Consider the following 19,184-nt stretch of genomic DNA (forward strand, 5'->3'; position numbering starts at 1 on the left):
GCGTTTTTTATTTCGTCTTTGTTTGATTGTGTCAGTCCGACTTCGGTCCGTCGCCATTCAGAGAGTGTCCGGGGCAAGATTTTGATCAGGGTATCCGGGTTCGTTCCGTCCGGTGTCCGGTCACCCGGGGGCAAACGTTTCATCCGGACAGCCCGGACAGCCTTCCGGGCCTCCAACCGGACACTCCATCCGCTCCTGCTCTCTCCTCCCAGCCTCCGGGCCTCCAACCGGACATTCCATCCGCTCCTGCTCTCTCCTCCCGGCCTCCGGGCCTCCAACCGGACATTCCATCCGCTCCTGCTCTCTCCTCCCGGCCTCCGGGGCCTCCGGTCAGGATTTCTCGGGCGTGGGATGCTCGGAAGGCTTGTTCTTCGAACCGTTCTTGTTGTAGAGGAACCGCCGGATCTTCTGCGTCGGCGTCTTCACGAAATCCTCCTTCTCCTCAACTACCTCCGAAATCCGCGAAAAACGGTTCACCTTCGCATTGACGAACTCCATGATCTCCTTCTTCAACTGTTCGGTCTTGGCCTCCAACGCCTCCTTCTTGGTCGCCCACTCCTCGCGCCAGTTATCGATCATCGACTCAATCTCCTCGCGATTGAAGTGAACCAGGGCAATCAGACGCCCTTCGTGCTCCGTAACAATCGAATCGGCAATGCAGACATGCGAGTTCAATACACTTTCGATATCCTCGGGATAGATATTCTCTCCGCCGGGGCCCACGATCATGTTTTTCAGACGTCCCTTGATGTAGAGCCAGCCGTCCTTGTCGAATTCGCCCAGGTCGCCCGTACGGAACCACCCGTCGGCCGTAAAGGCCTCGCGCGTAGCCTCGGGATTCTTGTAGTAGCCGAGCATGATGCTCGGCGTGAGGGCGACGATCTCGCCCTGCCGCGTCTGGGGGTTGACGTTATCCAGTCGCAGCTGCACGCCCGGCGCCTGGGGGCCCGTCGAGCCCAGTCGCACCTGTGAAGGCGCCGCACCGGCCAGCAGCGGAGCCGTCTCGGTGAGTCCGTAACCGATGGCATAGGGCACACGGGCTTCCAGCAGAAAGCGTTCGGCACCCCGATCGAGTTTCGAACCGCCAATTCCGAGGAAACGCATCCGGCCGCCGAAGACCTTCATGAGTTTCTTGCCCGCCACCCGGTTGAGATAGCGGCGCAGGAAGCCCACACGGTAGGCAGTGCGCCAGAAGCCGTTGGAGTTGAACTTGGCCAGCACCTGATGGCGGTAGATCTTCTCGATCACGAGCGGCACGATGAGCATCACCGTAGGCCGCACGCTGCGCAGTGCCGGCATCAGGGCCGAGGCCGTGGGCGGACGGTCGAGGTAGACCACCCGAGCCCCCTCGGAGAAGGGGTAGATCATGCCGATCGAGCACTCGTAGGTATGCGACAGGGGCAGTACCGAGAGGAAGATATCGTCCCAATGAACCGGGAAGATCGAAGACGAAAGGTCGATCTGCCGGCACAGGGCCGCATGGGTCAGCATGACACCCTTGGGTTTGGAGGTCGTACCCGACGTATAGATGATCACTGCCAGATCGTCGGGTTTGGGGATGGCCGTGGCCCCCTCCTCCCGGACGTGCTGGGCAATGACACCGAGATTTTTCGTACGGACCACGACATTCAGACGGTCGATGGTCTTGCGGGAAAGTTTCGTGAAGAGACGGTCGGAGACCAGCAGCGCCCGGGCTTCGGCGTGTTCGATGATCATGTCGAGCTCCTCGCCCGAGAAGTCGGGCAGAATCGGCACGGCGACCATGCCGGCCGAGGTGATGGCAAAATAACAGATGCCCCAGTTGGGCATGTTGCTGCTCAGCAGGGCGACCTTGTCCCCGGGACGAAGCCCCGAGGTGGTCAGGATCTCCTGCACACGGGCAATACGACGGCCCACTTCAGCATAAGTCACATCCTCGCCGTCGAACATCGAGTAGGCGATCCGCGATGCGAACTTCTCCACACTGTTGCGAACCAGTTCGTACAGGGTATTGATAATCATGACGTATTCTTGTTATCCGTGAAAGGAACGCAATATTACGGGGCTAAGTTACGAATTTCCAACCAAAAAATACTATTTTTGGCGTAAATTATCAATATGCTCGACCATTCGAATATCAAAAGGCTCGCCGCGGAGACGGGGTTCGATCTCTGCGGCGTGGCGCCGTGCCGTCACCTGGACGAGGGCGAGTCGCGTTTCCGCGAATGGATCGCCTGCGGCTACCAGTCGTCGCTGGCTTATCTGGAGCGGAATACGGAGAAGCGCTTCGATCCGCGGCTGCTGGTCGAGGGGGCCCGCACGGCCGTAGTCTGCGCCGTGGGATACAAGAACGTCGTCAGCGACGGTTATCCCGCCGCTCACCGCACGAAGATCGCCTCGTATGCCTGCGCCGTGGATTACCACACGCTGCTGCGCGGAATGCTCCGCCAGCTGTTCGAGGGGTTGCGCGAGACTTCGCCCGAACTCCGGGGACGGGTCTTCGTCGACACGGCTCCGCTGGCCGAAAAGCTGCTGGCCGTGGAGGCCGGGCTGGGATGGATCGGACGCCAGTCGCTGCTGGTGACCCCCGAGTTGGGGAGTTTCCTCGTCCTGGGCGAGTTGATTCTCTGCGAGGAGTGCGACCGCTACGACACGCCCTTCGGCGAATCGCGCTGCGGAACGTGCCGCGCCTGCGTGGAGAGCTGCCCCACGGGGGCGGTGATGCCCGGGCGGGGAATCGACACGGCACGCTGCATCGCGTGCCACACCATCGAACGCGAACCCGCACAACGGATCGATCTCCACGGCTGGATCTTCGGCTGCGACGCCTGTCAGAGCAGCTGTCCCTGGAACCGCCGCGCCCCGCTCCACCGCAACCGGGCATTCGATCCCGTGTTCGATCCGCGCGGCATGGATGCCGCGGCGTGGCGGAAGATGGACGAAACGGAATTCGAACGTCGCTGCGGCCAGACGCCGCTGACACGCAGCGGCCTGGAGCGCATCCGCGGCAATATCGCCGCGGAGCCGGCCGCAAGGCCTTGCGACGACGTGCGGCCCGCCCCCGAAGAGACGGACCGCAGCTGAATAGGGATAACAGGCGTAAAGCGTATAGGAGGAGGTCCCTGCATGCGCGACGCCGGAACGGCCGCCTCGAGGCGAATGCGATGCGTGACCCGACGCTGAGCCCCGGCACCTCGATCTCCGGGCTTTCATACGTTTGCTTTTCCATGTCGTTGCGTTGAATGATGTGGCCCGGTTTCCTGCACGATCGTACCGGAGTCTCTTCCACGCGGGAAAAGAAGGCAGGAGAAAAAACAAGGAGCGACCCCGCAAGCGGGATCGCTCCTTCTATCATCCGCACCGGAGAACTCCGGCGTCGAAATTACTTCTGCAGTTCAGTCAGCGCAGCCTTGGCATTCTCGGCAGCCGGTCCGGCCGTCACCTTCTGGAAGGCCGAGATGGCCTGAGCCTTCATCTCCTTGGCGTTGTAGGCGGCACCCAGCAGGTAGTACATCAGACTCTTGTCCTCCTCCTCGGTCTGGGCATCGGCAGCAGCCTGAGCCAGTTCGATCACCTTGTCGTAGTCCTTCTTGTTGGCATAGGCCTGCAGGCGCACGTTCTGGAACAGAGCGCTTTCCGGGTTCTTCTCGAGCTGTGCGTCGGCCAGCTTGATGATGCCGTCGAAATCACCGGCAGTCTGCATCTCGGCCACCTTGTTGTTCGTATAGAGGGCCATCATCTCCTTGGCCTTGGCCACGTCCTCGGCATATTTCGGGTGGGTCTTGGAGGCAATGGCCTCGTAGATGTCCATACCCTTCTCGTACTCGCCCATCTCGCAGTAGCTCATCGCCAGGTTCAGCGCCATGGCCGTGTTGTCGGGATCGGCCTTGTAGCCCTTCTCGAAGATGCCGGCAGCCGTCACATAGTCCTTGTTGTTGAAGGCCTCACCGCCCTGCAGCTGGTAGATCTTGGCCACCCAGCCGTTCGATTTGGCAGCCTGCGACATGTCGCCGTAGAGCTCGGCCAGCTCGGCCGACTTGGAGAAGTTCTTCAGCGCCTCGTCGTAATTCTTGGTCCTGATGGCGGCTCCGCCCAGGTAGTAGTAGCATTTGGGCAGCGTCGACTTGGCCGTGGTAACCTGCGTAGCCACCTCCTCGTTGTCGCCTCCCAGCTCAATCACCTGCTCGAACTTGGCTGCGGCGCCGGCGTAATCCTTGGCGTTGAACGCCGCGCCGGCTTCGTTGTAGAGCGTCGTCACATCCTGTGCCGAAAGCGACAGGGCCGCCATCAGCGCTACGGCCGAAACAAAAATCTTTTTCATTTTCATTTTCAATCGTTTTAATTTTTTAGGTTCCGAGTCATCAAAACGTCCGCGTAGGGCGCGTTGGGGACAAAAATACAAAAAAATTTCCGCTTTTGCCAAATTTAATTCCGCAACGAGGCGAAAAAAGAGGTCATCAGCGCTTCACACTCTCCGGCCAGCACACCGCTCGCAACCTCCGTTTTGGGGTGGAAAACCCGTTCGCTGCAGCGGCGGAAACCCCGCTTCGGATCGTCCGCGCCCCAGACCACCCGGCCCACCTGCGCCCACGCGATCGCCCCGGCACACATGATGCACGGTTCGACCGTCACATAGAGCGTACACTTGGGCAGATACTTGCCTCCGAGCGTCGAGGCGGCAGCCGTCAGGGCCTGCATCTCGGCATGGGCCGTCGGGTCGGACAAGGTCTCCACGAGGTTGTGCCCGCGGCCGATCACCGCATCGCCCGACACGACGACCGCCCCGACGGGCACCTCCTGCATATCGAACGCTTTTCGGGCCTCGTTTAGTGCCAGGCGCATGTATTTTTCATCGATTTGACGCTGATCCATATCGGTTTTTCTGCAAAAAACGCGATTTTTCCGCGATTTTCCAAATTTTCGCAACTCCCCGCAACGGGGTTCCGACTCCGGAGCTCCTTTTTTTCAGCCCCGGCGGCTTTTTCTCCGCAAAAGTTATTACCTTTGTGGGTTGTTTGAAACAAACCTACGTTCACTCACGGACAAACAAACTTACACGTCAATGTACAGAACTCATACCTGCGGGTGCCTCCGGGCCTGCAATGTCCACGAAAACGTCACCCTGGCCGGGTGGGTGCAGAAAGTCAGAAACCTCGGCGCCATGACCTTCATCGACCTGCGCGACCGTTACGGCCTGACGCAGATCGTCGTCGAGGAGCACTCCCCTGCCGAAGCCCGCCAGACGGCTGCCCGCCTGGGCCGCGAATGGGTCATCCAGGTCGAGGGCGAGGTCGTCGAGCGCCAGTCGAAGAACCCCAAGATGCCCACGGGCGACATCGAAGTCTCGGCCCGCCGCATCACGGTGCTCCACGAAGCCGAGATCCCGCCCTTCACCATCGAGGAGGTCTCGGACGGCGGCGACGACCTGCGCATGAAATACCGCTACCTCGACCTGCGGCGTCCGCCCCTGCAGCGCAACCTGATCCTGCGCCACAAGATGGCCCAGGAGATCCGCCGCTTCCTCTCGGACGAGGGGTTCCTCGAGATCGAAACCCCCTATCTGGTCGCCTCGACGCCCGAAGGCGCCCGCGACTTCGTCGTCCCGAGCCGCATGTCGCCCAACCAGTTCTACGCCCTGCCGCAGTCGCCGCAGATCCTCAAGCAGCTGCTCATGGTGGCCGGCTATGACAAGTATTTCCAGATCGTGCGCTGCTTCCGCGACGAGGATCTGCGCGCCGACCGTCAGCCCGAATTCACGCAGATCGACTGCGAGATGTCGTTCGTCGAGCAGGAGGACGTTCTCGAGGTCTTCGAGCGCTGGGCCAAGCACATGTTCAAGACCGTGCTGGGCATCGACTTCACCGAGCCGCTGCGCCGCATGCCCTGGATCGAGGCCATGGAGAAGTACGGCTCGGACAAACCCGACCTGCGCTTCGGCATGGAGTTCTCCGATCTGACCGACCTGGCCAAGGGACACGGATTCTCGGTCTTCGACCAGGCCGAATACGTCACCGGCTTCGCCGCTCCGGGCTGCGCCACCTACACGCGCAAGCAGATCGACGCCCTCACGGAGTTCGTCAAACGGCAGCAGATCGGCGCCAAGGGGCTGATCTGGATCCGTATGGAGGCCGAAGGCGGCGTCAAGTCGTCGATCGACAAGTTCTACTCGCCCGAGGAGGTGCGCGCCATGGCCGAGCGTTGCGGCGCCAAGGCCGGTGACCTGGTCCTGATCCTCTGCGGCAAGAAGTTCAAGGTGCTGCCGCAGTTGTGCGCCCTGCGTCTGGAGGTGGCCCAGCAGCTGGGGCTGCGCGATCCGAAGAAGTTCGCGCCGCTGTGGGTCGTCGACTTCCCCCTGTTCGAGTGGGACGACGAGACGCAGCGCTTCTACGCCGTACACCACCCCTTCACCTCGCCCAAACCCGAGGATATCGAATTCCTCGACAGCGACCCGGGCCGCGTGCGGGCAAACGCCTACGACTTCGTCTGCAACGGTACGGAGATCGGTGGCGGCTCGATCCGTATCCACGATTCGAAACTCCAGGAGAAGATGTTCGAACTGCTGGGCTTCACGCCCGAACAGGCTCAGGCCCGTTTCGGCTTCCTGATGAACGCCTTCAAGTACGGCGCACCCCCTCATGGAGGTCTGGCCTTCGGTTTCGACCGTTTGTGCGCGCTCTTCGGCGGTTCGGACTCGATCCGCGACTACATTGCCTTCCCGAAGAACAACGCCGGCCGCGACATGATGCTCGACGCGCCGAACTTCATCGACCAGTCGCAGCTCGACGAACTCTACCTCACGCTGCGCAAGCCCGAGACCGGCAAATAGCCGATCGCGTGCAATACATCAAAAAACGGTCCGGATCGATCCGGACCGTTTTTTTATGGCAAATGTTCGGCTCCCGCTTCATGGTTTGCCGACCGACCGCCGGCGGATTGTGCGCCACCTCCCACCGGACGACGGGATTTACAGCTTGACACCCGGCAGGTTGCGCACCACCCACCAGACCATGAAGAGCAGACAATAGGCCCATGCAAGCCACCGGTGCTGCACCACGGGACGCCAGCGCCGGGCCACCCGACCGTTGTCGAGCGACGTCCAGACAACAAGCAGAAGATAGGGAACCGCCACCACCAGAAAGAGGTTGTAACCGAGGGCCTCGCGCACCTGTCCGTGCAGCAGGCTGTGCAGGGCGCGCTGTCCGCCGCAGGCCGGACACTGCCAGCCGGTCCACTCATGGAACCAGCAGCGCGGCAGCCAGTCCGCATGCGAGGGATCGACGCCGTAATAGAGCAGCAGGGCCCCGACAAGCAGGACCGGGACCCCGATCCAAAGGTATCTTCGGGACACGCAGCCGCAGCATCAGAGACCGGCGGCCGACCAGGAGAGCAGCCCCAGCACGACGGCCAGCAACAGATAGATCACCCAACAGCCGACGGCCACCCCGACCGAGACCCACGTCCAGGTCCGGGCCCGTTTGGCCGAACGGAAGGCCGCTTCACGGTTGCCCGAGAACCAGTAGGAGTCGACCTGCGTCGAATAGACGATGGCGACGATTCCGAAGGGCAGGCAGCAGAAGAGCGTGCTGAGAATGGCCCACGGCAGGAAATTGTCCGGTTTCTTCGCTTCGGGCTTCTGAACCGATGCGGCGGCACCGGTTTCGCAGGCCGAAGAGCGAGTCGTCGACCCGTCGGCCGGTTTGGGATCCAAGATTTCCATAGGCGGCATATGAATTGGTTTCAGCAAAACAAATATACGTATTTTTTCGAAATTGCGTATCTTTGATCCGTCAAAACGCGTCGAATCATGCCGAATATCCCCTTAGCCGAACGCCTGCGCCCGCAGACCCTCGATGAGTACATCGGGCAGGAACATCTCGTGGGTCCGAAGGGCGTCTTCCGCAAATTCTTCGAGACGGGAAACGTCCCCTCGTTCATCCTCTGGGGGCCTCCCGGAGTCGGGAAGACCACGCTGGCGCGGATCGTCGCCTCGCAGCTCAACCGCCCGTTCTTCACCCTTTCGGCCGTCACGTCGGGCGTCAAGGAGGTCCGCGAGGTGATCGAGTCGGCCCGCAAGCAGCGGTTCTTCGACCAGCAGCCCCCGTTCCTCTTCATCGACGAGATCCACCGCTTCAACAAGTCGCAGCAGGATTCGCTGCTCGGGGCCGTCGAGCAGGGGATCGTCACGCTGATCGGCGCCACTACGGAAAACCCCTCGTTCGAGGTGATCTCCCCGCTGCTGAGCCGCTGTCAGGTCTACATCCTCAAGGCGCTGGAGGATGCCGACCTGCAGAAACTGCTCGACCGCGCACTGGCCAAGGACACCGAACTGCGCGAACGACAGATCGAGGTGCAGCAGACCGCGGCGCTGTTCCGCTTCTCGGGGGGCGATGCCCGCAAGCTGCTCAACATTCTCGACATCGTGGTGGGGGCCACCGACGGCAAGGTGACAATCACCGACCAATACGTGCAGGACTGCCTCCAGGAGAACATCGCCCTCTACGATAAGAACGGCGAACAGCACTACGACATCATCTCGGCCTTCATCAAGTCCGTCCGGGGCAGCGACCCCAACGCCGCCATCTACTACCTGGCGCGGATGCTGGCCGGCGGTGAGGAGCCGCGCTTCATCGCCCGGCGGCTGGTGATCCTCGCCTCCGAAGATATCGGGCTGGCCAATCCCAACGCCCTGCTGCTGGCCAACGCCTGCTTCGACACGGTGCATAAGATCGGCATGCCCGAGGCCCGCATCACACTGGCCGAAACGACCATCTATCTGGCCACCTCGGCCAAGAGCAACTCGGCCTACATGGCCATCAACAAGGCCCTCGCGATGGTCGAACACGACACGACGAACCGTCCCGTGCCGCTCCACCTGCGCAACGCCCCGACGCGGCTGATGAAGCAGGCGGGCTATGCCGAGGGGTACAAGTACGCCCACGACTACGAGGGGCACTTCGCCGAGATGGAGTTCCTGCCCGAATCGCTCGCGGGGACGAAATTCTACGAACCCGACACACAGAATGCCGCCGAGGCCAAGATCGCCGAACGCATCGCCCGCCTCTGGAAGGACAAATACAAATAGGCACGTGCCGGCCGAAAGCAAACCACACGCCTCATGAAAAAGATAGGAATCATCTCCGATACGCACGGATGCTTCGACGAACGGCTCCGTGAATTTCTGAAGGATGTCGACGAAATCTGGCATGCCGGCGACATCGGCTCGCTCGAGCTGGCCGACCGCATCGCTGCGTTCAAGCCCCTGCGCGCCGTGAGCGGCAACATCGACGACGGGATCACCCGCCGCGTCTACCCGCTCTTCCAGTCGTTCGAATGCGAGGGGGTGCGGGTGCTGATGACCCACATCGGCGGCTATCCGCGCCACTACGATCCGCGGGCCGTCGCCCGGATCCAGGCGCTGCGGCCGAAGCTCTTCATCGCCGGCCACTCGCACATCCTGAAGGTGATCTACGACCCCGTCTACGAGATGCTGGCCGTCAACCCCGGGGCCGCCGGCGAACGCGGCTTCCACCGGGTCCGCACGGCCATCCGCCTGAAGATCGATGGCGGCGAAATGCACGACATGGAGGTCGGCGAATGGCCCCGCCGTCAGGCAGATAGCACGGAGGTGTCCGAATAGACGATTCCGGCCATATACTAAACAGAAGCGTCCAGCCGTTAGTGATGCGAATTCTAACGACGACGCAACATGCAACCGAAAATCTCAAAGACGCTGGAGGGCATCATCGCCCGGGCGGCATTCAACACCACCAAGGCCGAGATCACCCGCTCGCTCAAGGACCGACTTACGCTCGAACTGCTGCGCGAGGAGGGGTCCCTGGCCTACCAACTTCTTTCGGCCCGTCTCAGGGACTGGGAACTCTACCAGGTACGCCTGCGCATCGAACGCGAAATCGACGCAGCGGGCAGCCCCGACGACGGATCGCCCGAAGAGTTCTACCGCAACTTCACCCGCGAACTGCTCGAAGCGTTCCCCGAGGTGAAGAGCATCTCCACGGCCCACGCCCTGCAACGCATCGCCGAAGAGCGTGCGAGCGTCACGGCCCGCGTGCTGGAGATGTACGGCATCACGGCCGCCACCATCGCCGAGGGGCTCCGCCGCTTCGCCTCGGGCGACGGCCTGCACTTCGAAATTCCGGTGGCCGACCTGCTGAATTTCCACGAGGAAAACCGCCCGGCCGGGAAAAACGCACTGCTCGACAAGTTCGGCACCGACCTCACCCGGCTGGCTCGCGACGGAGGCATCGACCCCGTCATCGGACGCGACGCCGAAATCGAACGCGTCGTGCAGATCCTCTCGCGCCGCAAGAAGAACAATCCGATTCTGATCGGCGAGGCGGGCGTGGGCAAAAGTGCCATCGTCGAGGGGCTGGCGCTGCGCATCGCGCGCGGCGAGGTCCCCTACACGATTGCCGACAAGCGGCTCTTCGCGCTGGACCTCGCCGCCGTGGTCGCCGGAACGAAGTTCCGCGGCGAGTTCGAGGAGCGTCTGCAACAGCTCCTCGACGAGCTGCGCAGCGCCGACGACACGATCCTCTTCATCGACGAGATCCATACGATCGTCGGGGCCGGCGCCACGCAGGGAAGCCTCGATACGGCCAACATCCTCAAACCGGCACTGGCCCGGGGCGAGATCCGCGTCATCGGCGCCACGACACTCGACGAGTACCGCGCCGACATCGAGAGCGATTCGGCCCTCGAACGGCGCTTCCAGCGCGTCATGGTCGAGCCCACGACTCCCGAACAGACGCTGCGCATCCTGCACCACATCGCCCCGCACTACGAACACCACCACCGCGTGCGCTACACCGAAGAGGCCCTTGAGGCGTGCGTGCAGCTGGCCGACCGCTACATCCCGGACCGATACTTCCCGGACAAGGCCATCGACCTGCTGGACGAGGCCGGATCGCGCGTCCACCTCGCATCGGCCGCCCAGCCCGAAGAGCTGCGCCACATGGAGGCCGAACTGCAGCAGGCGCGCAGCGAACACCGCGAGGCGGTTCGCGAACTGGTCTACGAGCGGGCCGCCACGGCGCGGCTGCGCGAAATGGCCCTGCGCACGAAGATCGACGAGAGCCGCAACGCATGGCGGCAGCGTCTCGAGACGCATCCGGCCGAGATCGGCGAGGAGCAGATCCGCGCCGTGGTGGCCTCGATGACGGGCATCCCCACGGAACGGCTCTCCACCGGCGAGCAGCACCGGTTGCAACAGCTGGGCGACCACCTCGCCCGCCGGGTCATCGGCCAGCCGGAGGCCGTCGAACGCATCTCGCGGACGATTCTCCGCTCGCGCACCGGACTGAAGGACGAACGGCGGCCGATCGGCGTCTTTCTCTTCGTCGGGCCCACGGGCGTGGGCAAGACGCTGCTGGCCAAGGAGGTTTCGCGCTGGCTCTTCGACGAACGCCGCGGGCTGATCCGCATCGACATGAGCGAATACGCCGAGAAGCACAACGTCGCCCGGCTGATCGGGGCCCCTCCGGGCTACGTCGGCTACGGCGAGGGCGGACAGCTGACCGAAGCCGTCCGCCGGCAGCCCTACGCCGTGGTGCTCTTCGACGAGATCGAGAAGGCCCATCCCGAGGTCTTCAACGCCCTGCTGCAGATCTTCGACGAGGGCCATCTGACCGACGGTGCGGGACGCCGGGTCGACTTCCGCAACACGATCCTGATCATGACCTCGAACGTCGGATCGCGAACCGCCGCCGTCCGCTCCGCACAGGTGGGTTTCGCCACCCCTTCGAAGCACCTGGCCGTCGACAGCACCCCGCAGTCCGAATACCGCAAGGCGCTGGAAAGCACCTTCTCGCCGGAGTTTCTCAACCGCATCGACGACATCGTCGTCTTCCGCCAGCTCGGGGTCGAGGACGTGGAGCGCATCGTCGATCTGGAGCTGCGGCAGCTGCTCGACCGCACCCGCCGGCTGGGCTACCGGCTGCGCATCACCGACGGTGCGAAACGCCGCCTGGCCCGCATGGGCTACGAGGCGCGCTACGGAGCCAGGGCGCTGAAACGTACCCTCACCGACGAGGTCGAAGAGCCGCTTTCGACGCTGATCGTCGACGGCAAACTGCCGGCCGGCGGCACCGTGATCGTCGAATCGGACAAGCAGCACGGCATCCGGCTGCGCGTGGCCTGACACGGCGGCGGCCGGAACGACCTCCCCGGCATCTGTGAAAAAGGCGGACGGATTCTTTGTGAATCCGTCCGCCCTGCGTTTGTCCGCACCCACCGCGGGAATCACTGCTCCAGCCTCCGGAACAGCTCGCCGGCAAACTGCTGTCCGACGGGTAACGACACACCGCCGCGACGAAGAGCCCGAAACCACGGAAGCCCCGGCCAAATAGCCGGGCGGCCCAGTGCACTTTTCGGAAAGATTTTTGTACCTTTGCCGTTCCGAAACGATCCGCATGATGTACCGTTTTTCGACCTACAAGGAACAATACCGACAGAATCTGCGTCTGGCCCTGCCCGTGGTGCTGACCCAGCTGGGACAGATCCTCACGCAGTTCACCGACAATCTGATGGTCGGCCGCTACGGCGGCAACGACCCCCTGCCGCTGGCTGCCGTCTCGTTCGGCGGCTCGGTCTTCTTCATCCTCTTCATCGCCTCGATCGGCATCGCCATGGGCATGACCCCGCTCGTGGGCGAGCGCTACGTACAGGGCGACCGCATCCACTCGGCCCGCCTGCTGCAGAACGGAATCCTCTTCTACGGCTTGCTCGGGGTGGCGATGTCCGCCATCCAGTATGCCGCCATCCCGCTGCTCTACCACATGCGCCAGCCGGCCGACGTGGTCGACATGGCCATCCCCTACTACAAGATGCTCGTCTGGAGCATGCCGCCGGTGATGCTCTTCTTCGCCTTCAAGCAGTTCCTCGAAGGGGTCGGGAACACCCGCGCCGAGATGTACGCCACGATCGTCGCCAACGTGGCCAACATCGGTTTCAACTGGATATTCATCTACGGCCACTGGGGATTCCCCGAGATGGGGGCCGAAGGGGCCGGACTGGGAACCCTGCTGGCCCGCGTGATCGGCATGGCGATCATGATCGGATACTTCTGCGCCCGGAGCCGCTACCGGCAGTATTTCGGGTGGTTCTCGTGGCGGGGCTTCTCGCTGCGGCGCATCGGCGAACTCTTCCGCATGGGCGGCCCGATCTCGCTGCAGATGTTCCTCGAATCATCGGCCTTCGTCGGCACGGGCATCATGATGGGCTGGTTCGACAAGCAGACCCTCAGCGCCAACCAGATCACCATGACCATCGGCAACTGCGCCTTCATGATCGTCATGTCAATCGGCGCCGCCACCACGATCCGCGTCTCCCACTGCTACGGCGCCCGCAACTTCGGCGAACTCTCGCTGGCCGCCCGGGCCTCGTATCACCTCGTGCTGGCCTGGAACGCCCTGGCCGCCGTGCTCTTCATCTCGCTGCGGCATGTCATCCCGACGCTCTTCACCTCGAATCCCGAGGTCATCGCCATCACCTCCCAACTGCTCGTGCTGGCGGCGCTGTACCAGCTCTCGGACGGTCTGCAGAATGTCTCGGTGGGCATTCTGCGCGGTATCCAGGACGTGCGCATCATCATGCCCATCGCCTTCGTGTCGTACTGGCTGCTCAACCTCCCGGTGGGCTATCTGCTGGGATTCACCCTCGGAATGGGCCCCTCGGGGCTCTTCCTGGGCTTCTCGTTCGGGCTCTCGGCGGCCGCCCTGCTGATGATCCTGCGCATCCGCCACAGCGTGCGGCGACTCCGAACGGCAAAAGTTTAGACGGCGGATTCAATTTTTTTTCGTATCTTTACGCAAATTATACCCGAAATGGAGATCGAAAAACCACATGATACCGGCGCCTTCAAACCCGAAGTGGGTCGCGGATGCGCCTTCTGCAACTGCGGCGCCGAACCCGAAGTCCGGCTTTGCGACGGTTGCTTCAAACTGCACGAGACCCCCTGGCTCGACGAATATCCCGTTAACGAACCGACCGATATCGTCGAGGTGCGATTCAAGAACACCCGGCGGTCGTTCTATCAGAATGTCAACCACCTGGACCTCAAGCGCGGCGATATCGTCGCCGTCGAGGCCTCGCCCGGCCACGACATCGGAATCGTCTCGCTGACGGGCGACCTGGTGGCCCGGCAGATGCGACGCATCGGCTTCAACCCCTACAACGGCGAGTACAAGAAGATCTACCGCAAGGCCAAACCCTACGACATCGAACGCTGGCAGGAGGCCATCGCCCTCGAACACGAAACGATGATCGCCTCGCGTCAGATCGCCGCCGACATGGGGCTGAACATGAAGATCGGCGACGTCGAGTACCAGGGCGACAAGATCAAGGCCATCTTCTACTACATCGCCGACGAGCGGGTCGACTTCCGCGAACTGATCAAGGTCTTCGCCGAGCGATTCCACATCCGCATCGAGATGAAGCAGATCGGCGCCCGTCAGGAGGCCGGCCGCATCGGCGGTCTGGGAGCCTGCGGCCGTGAGTTGTGCTGCGCGTCGTGGATGTCGACCTTCTCGAGCGTGACGACCGGTGCGGCCCGCGTGCAGGACATCTCGCTCAATCCGCAGAAGCTGGCCGGGCAGTGCTCGAAACTCAAGTGCTGCATGATGAACGAATACGACGCCTACGTCGATGCGCGGAAGGAGTTCCCGCGGCTGCGCGAACCGCTCCAGACCGAAGAGGGCGAATGGTTCCTCGTCAAGAGCGACGTGCTGGCCGGAACGATGACCTTCTCCTCGTCGAAGGAGACGATGTCGAACCTCACGACGCTGCCCGTTTCGCGCGTGAAGGAGATTCTGGCGCTGAACCGGCAGGGCAAGAAGGCCGAACGGCTGCAGCATGCCGACGATATCCGCCCGACCGAGGAGGAGCCGACCTACCGTTCGGAGGAGGACAGCATCACGCGTTTCGACCAGGCCAAACGCCGCAAACGCGGAGGCAAAAACAAGAACCGCAACAATCCGAACGGTCAGAACGGCCGGACGGCCCGGGCCCAGCAACCGGCCGGGACGTCGGAACAGGGTGACGAAGCCGCCCGGGAGCAATCGGCGGAAAACGCCCAGCACCGCAACCCGCGGAACCGCAACAACAAGGGTCAGAACGCCGGAGAGAACACCCCGAACGGCCAGAAGGAGCAGGAGACCAATCCGGCAAACGGAGCCGCCTCCGCGAATGACGGCCATTCGGCACCGCGGTCCGAGAACGGCCGCCGCAACAATCGCGGCAACCGGGGCAATCGGGAAAATCGCGGCAACCGACAGGAGAACCAGGGAGGTCCGGGAAACCGGGGAGACCACCAAGATAACCGAGAGAGTCAGGATAACCGGGAGCCGCGTGAGAACGGCGCACGGCCGGCCAACGGAGGAGACGCCGCCAACGCCAACGCCAACAACAACGGCAACCGCGAAGGACGCCGTGAAGAGGGACGCAACCATCGCCGCAACCATCGCCGGGGCGGCCAGAACGGCCAGGATGGCGGCAACGGCGAAGCCAACGGCAGCAAGACCAATGGCGGAGGTACGGCCCCGGTCAACAGTTCCAACGAATAGAGAAAAACACCCGGCAGCTGCCGGGACGGGAGAAAGGTGAACGGACGATTGCAACAGATTACGGCGATGCTGACACTCGGGCTCCTGCTGGCGGGAGCCACAGGTTGCTCGTCACCCTGTCAGACGGCAGCCGCGGATGTCTCGCCGCGGCGCTGGGAGGCTCCGGCCGAAATCCGGCTGGAAAATGTCGATACGGTGATGCTGCGCGATGCGGCGCTCTTTCTACGCTGCAACGACCGCTTCACGGAGGATACCCTCACGGTGCGCATCGCTGCGCTCTCGCCCGATTCGCTCCGCTTCGAGGAGTCCTTTCTGCTGGCTCTCACCCGTACGAACGGACCCGCAGCCCTGATGCGCGAATACCTCGTCCCCTACCGTCACCGGATCCGGCTCGGACGTACGGGCGAGTATCGCTTCCGCATCACGCCGATCCGTCCCGTCCGCGGGGTGGAGGCCATCGGGATCCAGCTCTCGGAGAGCCGCTGACCCGGTCCGAGGGGGGGGGCAAGCCCGATGGGGCCAACAGGCTGACCGGAAGCCCTGCGTCCCCCAAAAACCAGAAACACCAAGACCCCAGGAAAACCATTCACACGATCAGCAACACGACCACATGGGAAAAGACAAACTCCGCCGCTTCAGCGAGAACCTCACCTTTGCCTGCTTCGTACAACCCGAATTCGAAGAGGTCTTCCGCCACGACCACCCGCTGAAGGGGCATTGGAACCGCGATTTCTTCCACAACGACCACCCGATTGTCCTCGAACTCGGGTGCGGAAAGGGTGAATATACCGTCGCACTGGCCGAACGCGACCCCGCACGCAACTACATCGGCATCGACATCAAGGGTGCCCGCATGTGGCGCGGGGCGAAGACCGCCACCGAGCGCGGCATGTCCAACGTCGGATTCCTCCGCACGCGGATCGAATTCATCAACGGACTCTTCGCCGAAAACGAGGTCTCCGAACTCTGGATCACCTTCCCCGATCCGCAGCTCAAGACGCGCCGCGCCAAGAAACGCCTCACCTCGCCGCTCTTTCTGGAGTATTACGCCCGGATGCTGCGTCCCGACGGTGCCATCAACCTCAAGACCGACTCGCAACACCTCTACGCCTATACGAACGAAGTGATCCGGCGCTTCGGCCTTCCGTGCGAAGTCTCCGAGCCGGACATCTACGGTTCGGGATATGCCGACGAGGTGCTCTCGGTGAAGACCGCCTACGAGGAGCGTTTCCTCGGTATGGGGCTGCCGATCACCTACACGCGATTCCGCCTCGACGGACGCCGCGACTTCCCCTGGTTCGACTGGGAGGAGGACGAAAAACTCGAAAAGGATGCCGAAGAGGCCCGAAAGGCCGGACGTTGAGTCCGGCCCTTTTTCAATCCCGACAGAAGGTCCCTCCGGCCCCGGCTACTGCAGGCCGAGCAGCTCCATGATCCGCCGCGAGAGTTCGGTGTTGTCCATCACGCCGTGAATACGGTCGGCCCCCGTGCCGTAGAGATAGACGGGCACCATCGTGGCCGAATGGTTGCGCGTCGAGAGGTGGTAGTCGATCCCGCTGTCGGCCCGGGTGAAGTCCGCCTCGAGGGCCGGAATCGAAAGACCCCCCGTCTCGTGATCGGCCGTCACGACGACCAATACGCCCGGCACGCGGTCGGCATAGGCCATCGCCTCGGCCACCGCCCGGTCGAAATCACGCATCTCGGCCTGCATCCACGCAATATCACCGGCATGCCCGGCCAGGTCGATCTGCGAGCCCTCGACCATCAGCAGAAAACCCGTTCCGCGCCGTGCCGCCTCGCGATCGAGCAGTTCGAGGGCCTTGCGCGTCGCCCGGGGCAGGAAATCACCGCGCCCAAGGGCCGGAGCCAGGTGCTCGTCGGCCGCCACGCACAAGAGGCGGCCCTGCGTCACGGTATCGGCTTCCGCGAGCGAACCGGCGACAAAATACCCGCGCCGGCGAAGGGCGTCCAGACCGCTGCCGCCCTCGGGACACTCCTCCGCAAGCCACTTGCGGCCGCCCCCGAACAGCACGTCGACGCCACTCGCCAACAGATCACGGGTAATGGATCGGGTATCGTTGCGATCCGGCACATGGGCATAGAAGGCCGCCGGAGTCGCGTGTTGCAGATAGCAGGTCACGGCAATGCCCGTGGGCATCCCTGCCTCACGGGCCCGAGTCATCATCGACCGCAGGGGATGACCCTGCAGATCGACACCCAACATGCCGTTGCCGGTCTTCGAGGCCGACGAGAGGGCTGTGGCGGCCGCCGCCGAATCGGTCACCCGGCTGTTGGCCGAACGGGTGCGGATCAGTGCCACCCCCTGCGCCCGATCGAACGACGTCAGCGTATCGCCCTGTTCCAGCTGCAGCATCGAGACCTGAGCCAGCCCCATGCCGTCGCCGATCATCAGAATCAGACTGCGCACCTCACCAGGTTCCGAGCCCCGGACCGTCGTCATCGCGACGAGCATCGCGAAAAGAATCCATCCCCTCATTTTCATCCTTCATGCTTGAATTCGGAGCGAAGATAAGCCCTTTTCGCGAACTTTTTACTACCTTTACACGAGTTTAACCACCTTGTAACATGGATGTAAAGATTGCCCCGGACTGGAAAGAACTCCTCGCTCCGGAGTTCGAAAAGCCCTACTTCGCCCAACTCACCGACTTCGTGCGTCAGGAATACGCCACGCACCGCATCTTCCCGCGGGGCAGCAACATCTTCCGCGCCTTCGACAAATGCCCGTTCGAGCGACTGAAGGTCGTCATCATCGGCCAGGACCCCTATCACGGCCCGGGACAGGCCAACGGGCTCTGCTTCTCGGTCTCGGACGGCATTCCCTTTCCGCCCTCGCTGCAGAACATCTTCAAGGAGGTCTCCGACGACACCGGACGTCCGATCCCCGCAAGCGGCAATCTCGACCGCTGGGCCGAACAGGGCGTCCTGCTGCTGAACTCCGTACTGACGGTCCGGGCCCACGAAGCCGCCTCGCACGCCGGACGCGGCTGGGAGACCTTCACCGACGCCGTCGTGAGGGCCATCGCCGAGCGCAAACAGGGGATCGTCTACATGCTCTGGGGCAGCTACGCCCAGCGCAAGGGGGCCATTGCCGACCCCTCGCGCAACCTCATTCTGAAGGCGCCGCATCCTTCGCCGCTCTCGGTCTACCGGGGATTCTTCGGCTGCCACCACTTCTCGCAGGCCAACAACTACCTCCGTAGCCAGGGCAAGGAGCCCATAGACTGGTAGGCGCCACAAACACGCCGCCCCGTGCTCCGGCCCTGCAAGGTTATCCGGAGATGGGGGAGGGCGAAGCAAGGGGGGGGGCACCCCGGAACACCGCCGCTCCGAAGCATCACCGACCCCAGAGTACTGCCGATACCCTCCGGAACACCGCCGTTCCCCGGAGCAACACCGGCCCGACACATAACGACACAAAAAAACCGGAGGTTTTATAGCCTCCGGTTTTTCATGTTTTCTGTTTCCGGTTCTAAGGCACCGACCCTTTCAGTCCTGCGCCCTCTCCGGCCTGGTTCCAACCCCTCACTGGTCCGGTTCCAACCTTTAACCGGTCTGGTTTCGGTCCCTTTCCGGTCTGGCTTCAGCCCTCTCCGGTCTGATTCCGAC

General features: G+C 62.9%; 16 protein-coding genes. 10 read left to right on the plus strand and 6 right to left on the minus strand.

The window, feature by feature from the left end:
• Nucleotides 1-330 precede the first annotated feature (330 nt).
• Complete coding sequence (locus B5G09_RS08310) at nt 331-2,001, minus strand: AMP-binding protein (protein ID WP_087310949.1); 1,671 nt, start codon at nt 1,999-2,001, stop codon at nt 331-333.
• 96 nt (nt 2,002-2,097) lie between these two features.
• Here B5G09_RS08310 and queG point away from each other — a divergent pair, with 96 nt between their 5' ends.
• Nucleotides 2,098-3,063: a tRNA epoxyqueuosine(34) reductase QueG gene (gene queG, locus B5G09_RS08315; protein WP_087404825.1), complete on the plus strand. Its 966-nt coding sequence runs from the start codon at nt 2,098-2,100 to the stop codon at nt 3,061-3,063.
• A gap of 298 nt (nt 3,064-3,361) precedes the next feature.
• Here queG and B5G09_RS08320 read toward each other — a convergent pair whose 3' ends face one another.
• Nucleotides 3,362-4,300, minus strand: a complete 939-nt coding sequence (locus B5G09_RS08320; RefSeq protein ID WP_087404826.1) for a tetratricopeptide repeat protein — start codon at nt 4,298-4,300, stop codon at nt 3,362-3,364.
• Between the two features lie 104 nt (nt 4,301-4,404).
• Nucleotides 4,405-4,851, minus strand: coding sequence for a nucleoside deaminase (locus B5G09_RS08325; RefSeq protein WP_087404827.1), 447 nt, complete (start codon nt 4,849-4,851; stop codon nt 4,405-4,407).
• Between the two features lie 190 nt (nt 4,852-5,041).
• Between B5G09_RS08325 and aspS the strand changes: the two genes are divergently transcribed.
• On the plus strand, nt 5,042-6,805 hold the full coding sequence (aspS, locus tag B5G09_RS08330; protein WP_087404828.1) for an aspartate--tRNA ligase: 1,764 nt from the start codon (nt 5,042-5,044) through the stop codon (nt 6,803-6,805).
• A gap of 138 nt (nt 6,806-6,943) precedes the next feature.
• Here the strand turns inward: aspS and B5G09_RS08335 are convergent, their stop codons facing one another.
• Nucleotides 6,944-7,327, minus strand: a complete 384-nt coding sequence (locus B5G09_RS08335; protein WP_087404829.1) for a DUF2752 domain-containing protein — start codon at nt 7,325-7,327, stop codon at nt 6,944-6,946.
• Between the two features lie 12 nt (nt 7,328-7,339).
• The gene (locus B5G09_RS08340) at nt 7,340-7,696 is read right to left on the minus strand and encodes a CD225/dispanin family protein (protein WP_087404830.1); all 357 of its coding nucleotides are present in this window, start codon (nt 7,694-7,696) and stop codon (nt 7,340-7,342) included.
• Between the two features lie 87 nt (nt 7,697-7,783).
• Here B5G09_RS08340 and B5G09_RS08345 point away from each other — a divergent pair, with 87 nt between their 5' ends.
• From B5G09_RS08345 to trmB, 7 genes are all read left to right on the plus strand, one after another.
• A complete protein-coding gene (locus B5G09_RS08345) occupies nt 7,784-9,061 on the plus strand; it encodes a replication-associated recombination protein A (RefSeq protein ID WP_087404831.1) in 1,278 nt (425 codons plus the stop codon).
• A 33-nt stretch (nt 9,062-9,094) separates the two neighbouring features.
• Nucleotides 9,095-9,616, plus strand: a complete 522-nt coding sequence (locus B5G09_RS08350) for a metallophosphoesterase family protein (protein WP_087404832.1) — start codon at nt 9,095-9,097, stop codon at nt 9,614-9,616.
• 69 nt (nt 9,617-9,685) lie between these two features.
• Nucleotides 9,686-12,136, plus strand: a complete 2,451-nt coding sequence (locus tag B5G09_RS08355; protein ID WP_087404833.1) for an ATP-dependent Clp protease ATP-binding subunit — start codon at nt 9,686-9,688, stop codon at nt 12,134-12,136.
• A gap of 274 nt (nt 12,137-12,410) precedes the next feature.
• Nucleotides 12,411-13,772, plus strand: a complete 1,362-nt coding sequence (locus tag B5G09_RS08360) for an MATE family efflux transporter (RefSeq protein ID WP_087310939.1) — start codon at nt 12,411-12,413, stop codon at nt 13,770-13,772.
• 48 nt (nt 13,773-13,820) lie between these two features.
• The gene (gene ricT / locus B5G09_RS08365) at nt 13,821-15,557 is read left to right on the plus strand and encodes a regulatory iron-sulfur-containing complex subunit RicT (RefSeq protein WP_087404834.1); all 1,737 of its coding nucleotides are present in this window, start codon (nt 13,821-13,823) and stop codon (nt 15,555-15,557) included.
• A 36-nt stretch (nt 15,558-15,593) separates the two neighbouring features.
• Entirely contained in the window at nt 15,594-16,043 is a 450-nt protein-coding gene (locus B5G09_RS08370; protein WP_241147613.1) for a hypothetical protein, read from the plus strand.
• A 124-nt stretch (nt 16,044-16,167) separates the two neighbouring features.
• A complete protein-coding gene (gene trmB, locus B5G09_RS08375; RefSeq protein WP_087404836.1) occupies nt 16,168-16,920 on the plus strand; it encodes a tRNA (guanosine(46)-N7)-methyltransferase TrmB in 753 nt (250 codons plus the stop codon).
• Between the two features lie 45 nt (nt 16,921-16,965).
• Here the strand turns inward: trmB and B5G09_RS08380 are convergent, their stop codons facing one another.
• Complete coding sequence (locus B5G09_RS08380) at nt 16,966-18,060, minus strand: alkaline phosphatase (RefSeq protein ID WP_087404837.1); 1,095 nt, start codon at nt 18,058-18,060, stop codon at nt 16,966-16,968.
• An 83-nt stretch (nt 18,061-18,143) separates the two neighbouring features.
• Between B5G09_RS08380 and ung the strand changes: the two genes are divergently transcribed.
• Nucleotides 18,144-18,806: a uracil-DNA glycosylase gene (gene ung, locus B5G09_RS08385; RefSeq protein ID WP_087404838.1), complete on the plus strand. Its 663-nt coding sequence runs from the start codon at nt 18,144-18,146 to the stop codon at nt 18,804-18,806.
• Nucleotides 18,807-19,184: the final 378 nt, after the last annotated feature.

The sequence above is a fragment of the Alistipes sp. An54 genome (genome assembly GCF_002159375.1).
GTDB lineage: Bacteria > Bacteroidota > Bacteroidia > Bacteroidales > Rikenellaceae > Alistipes > Alistipes megaguti.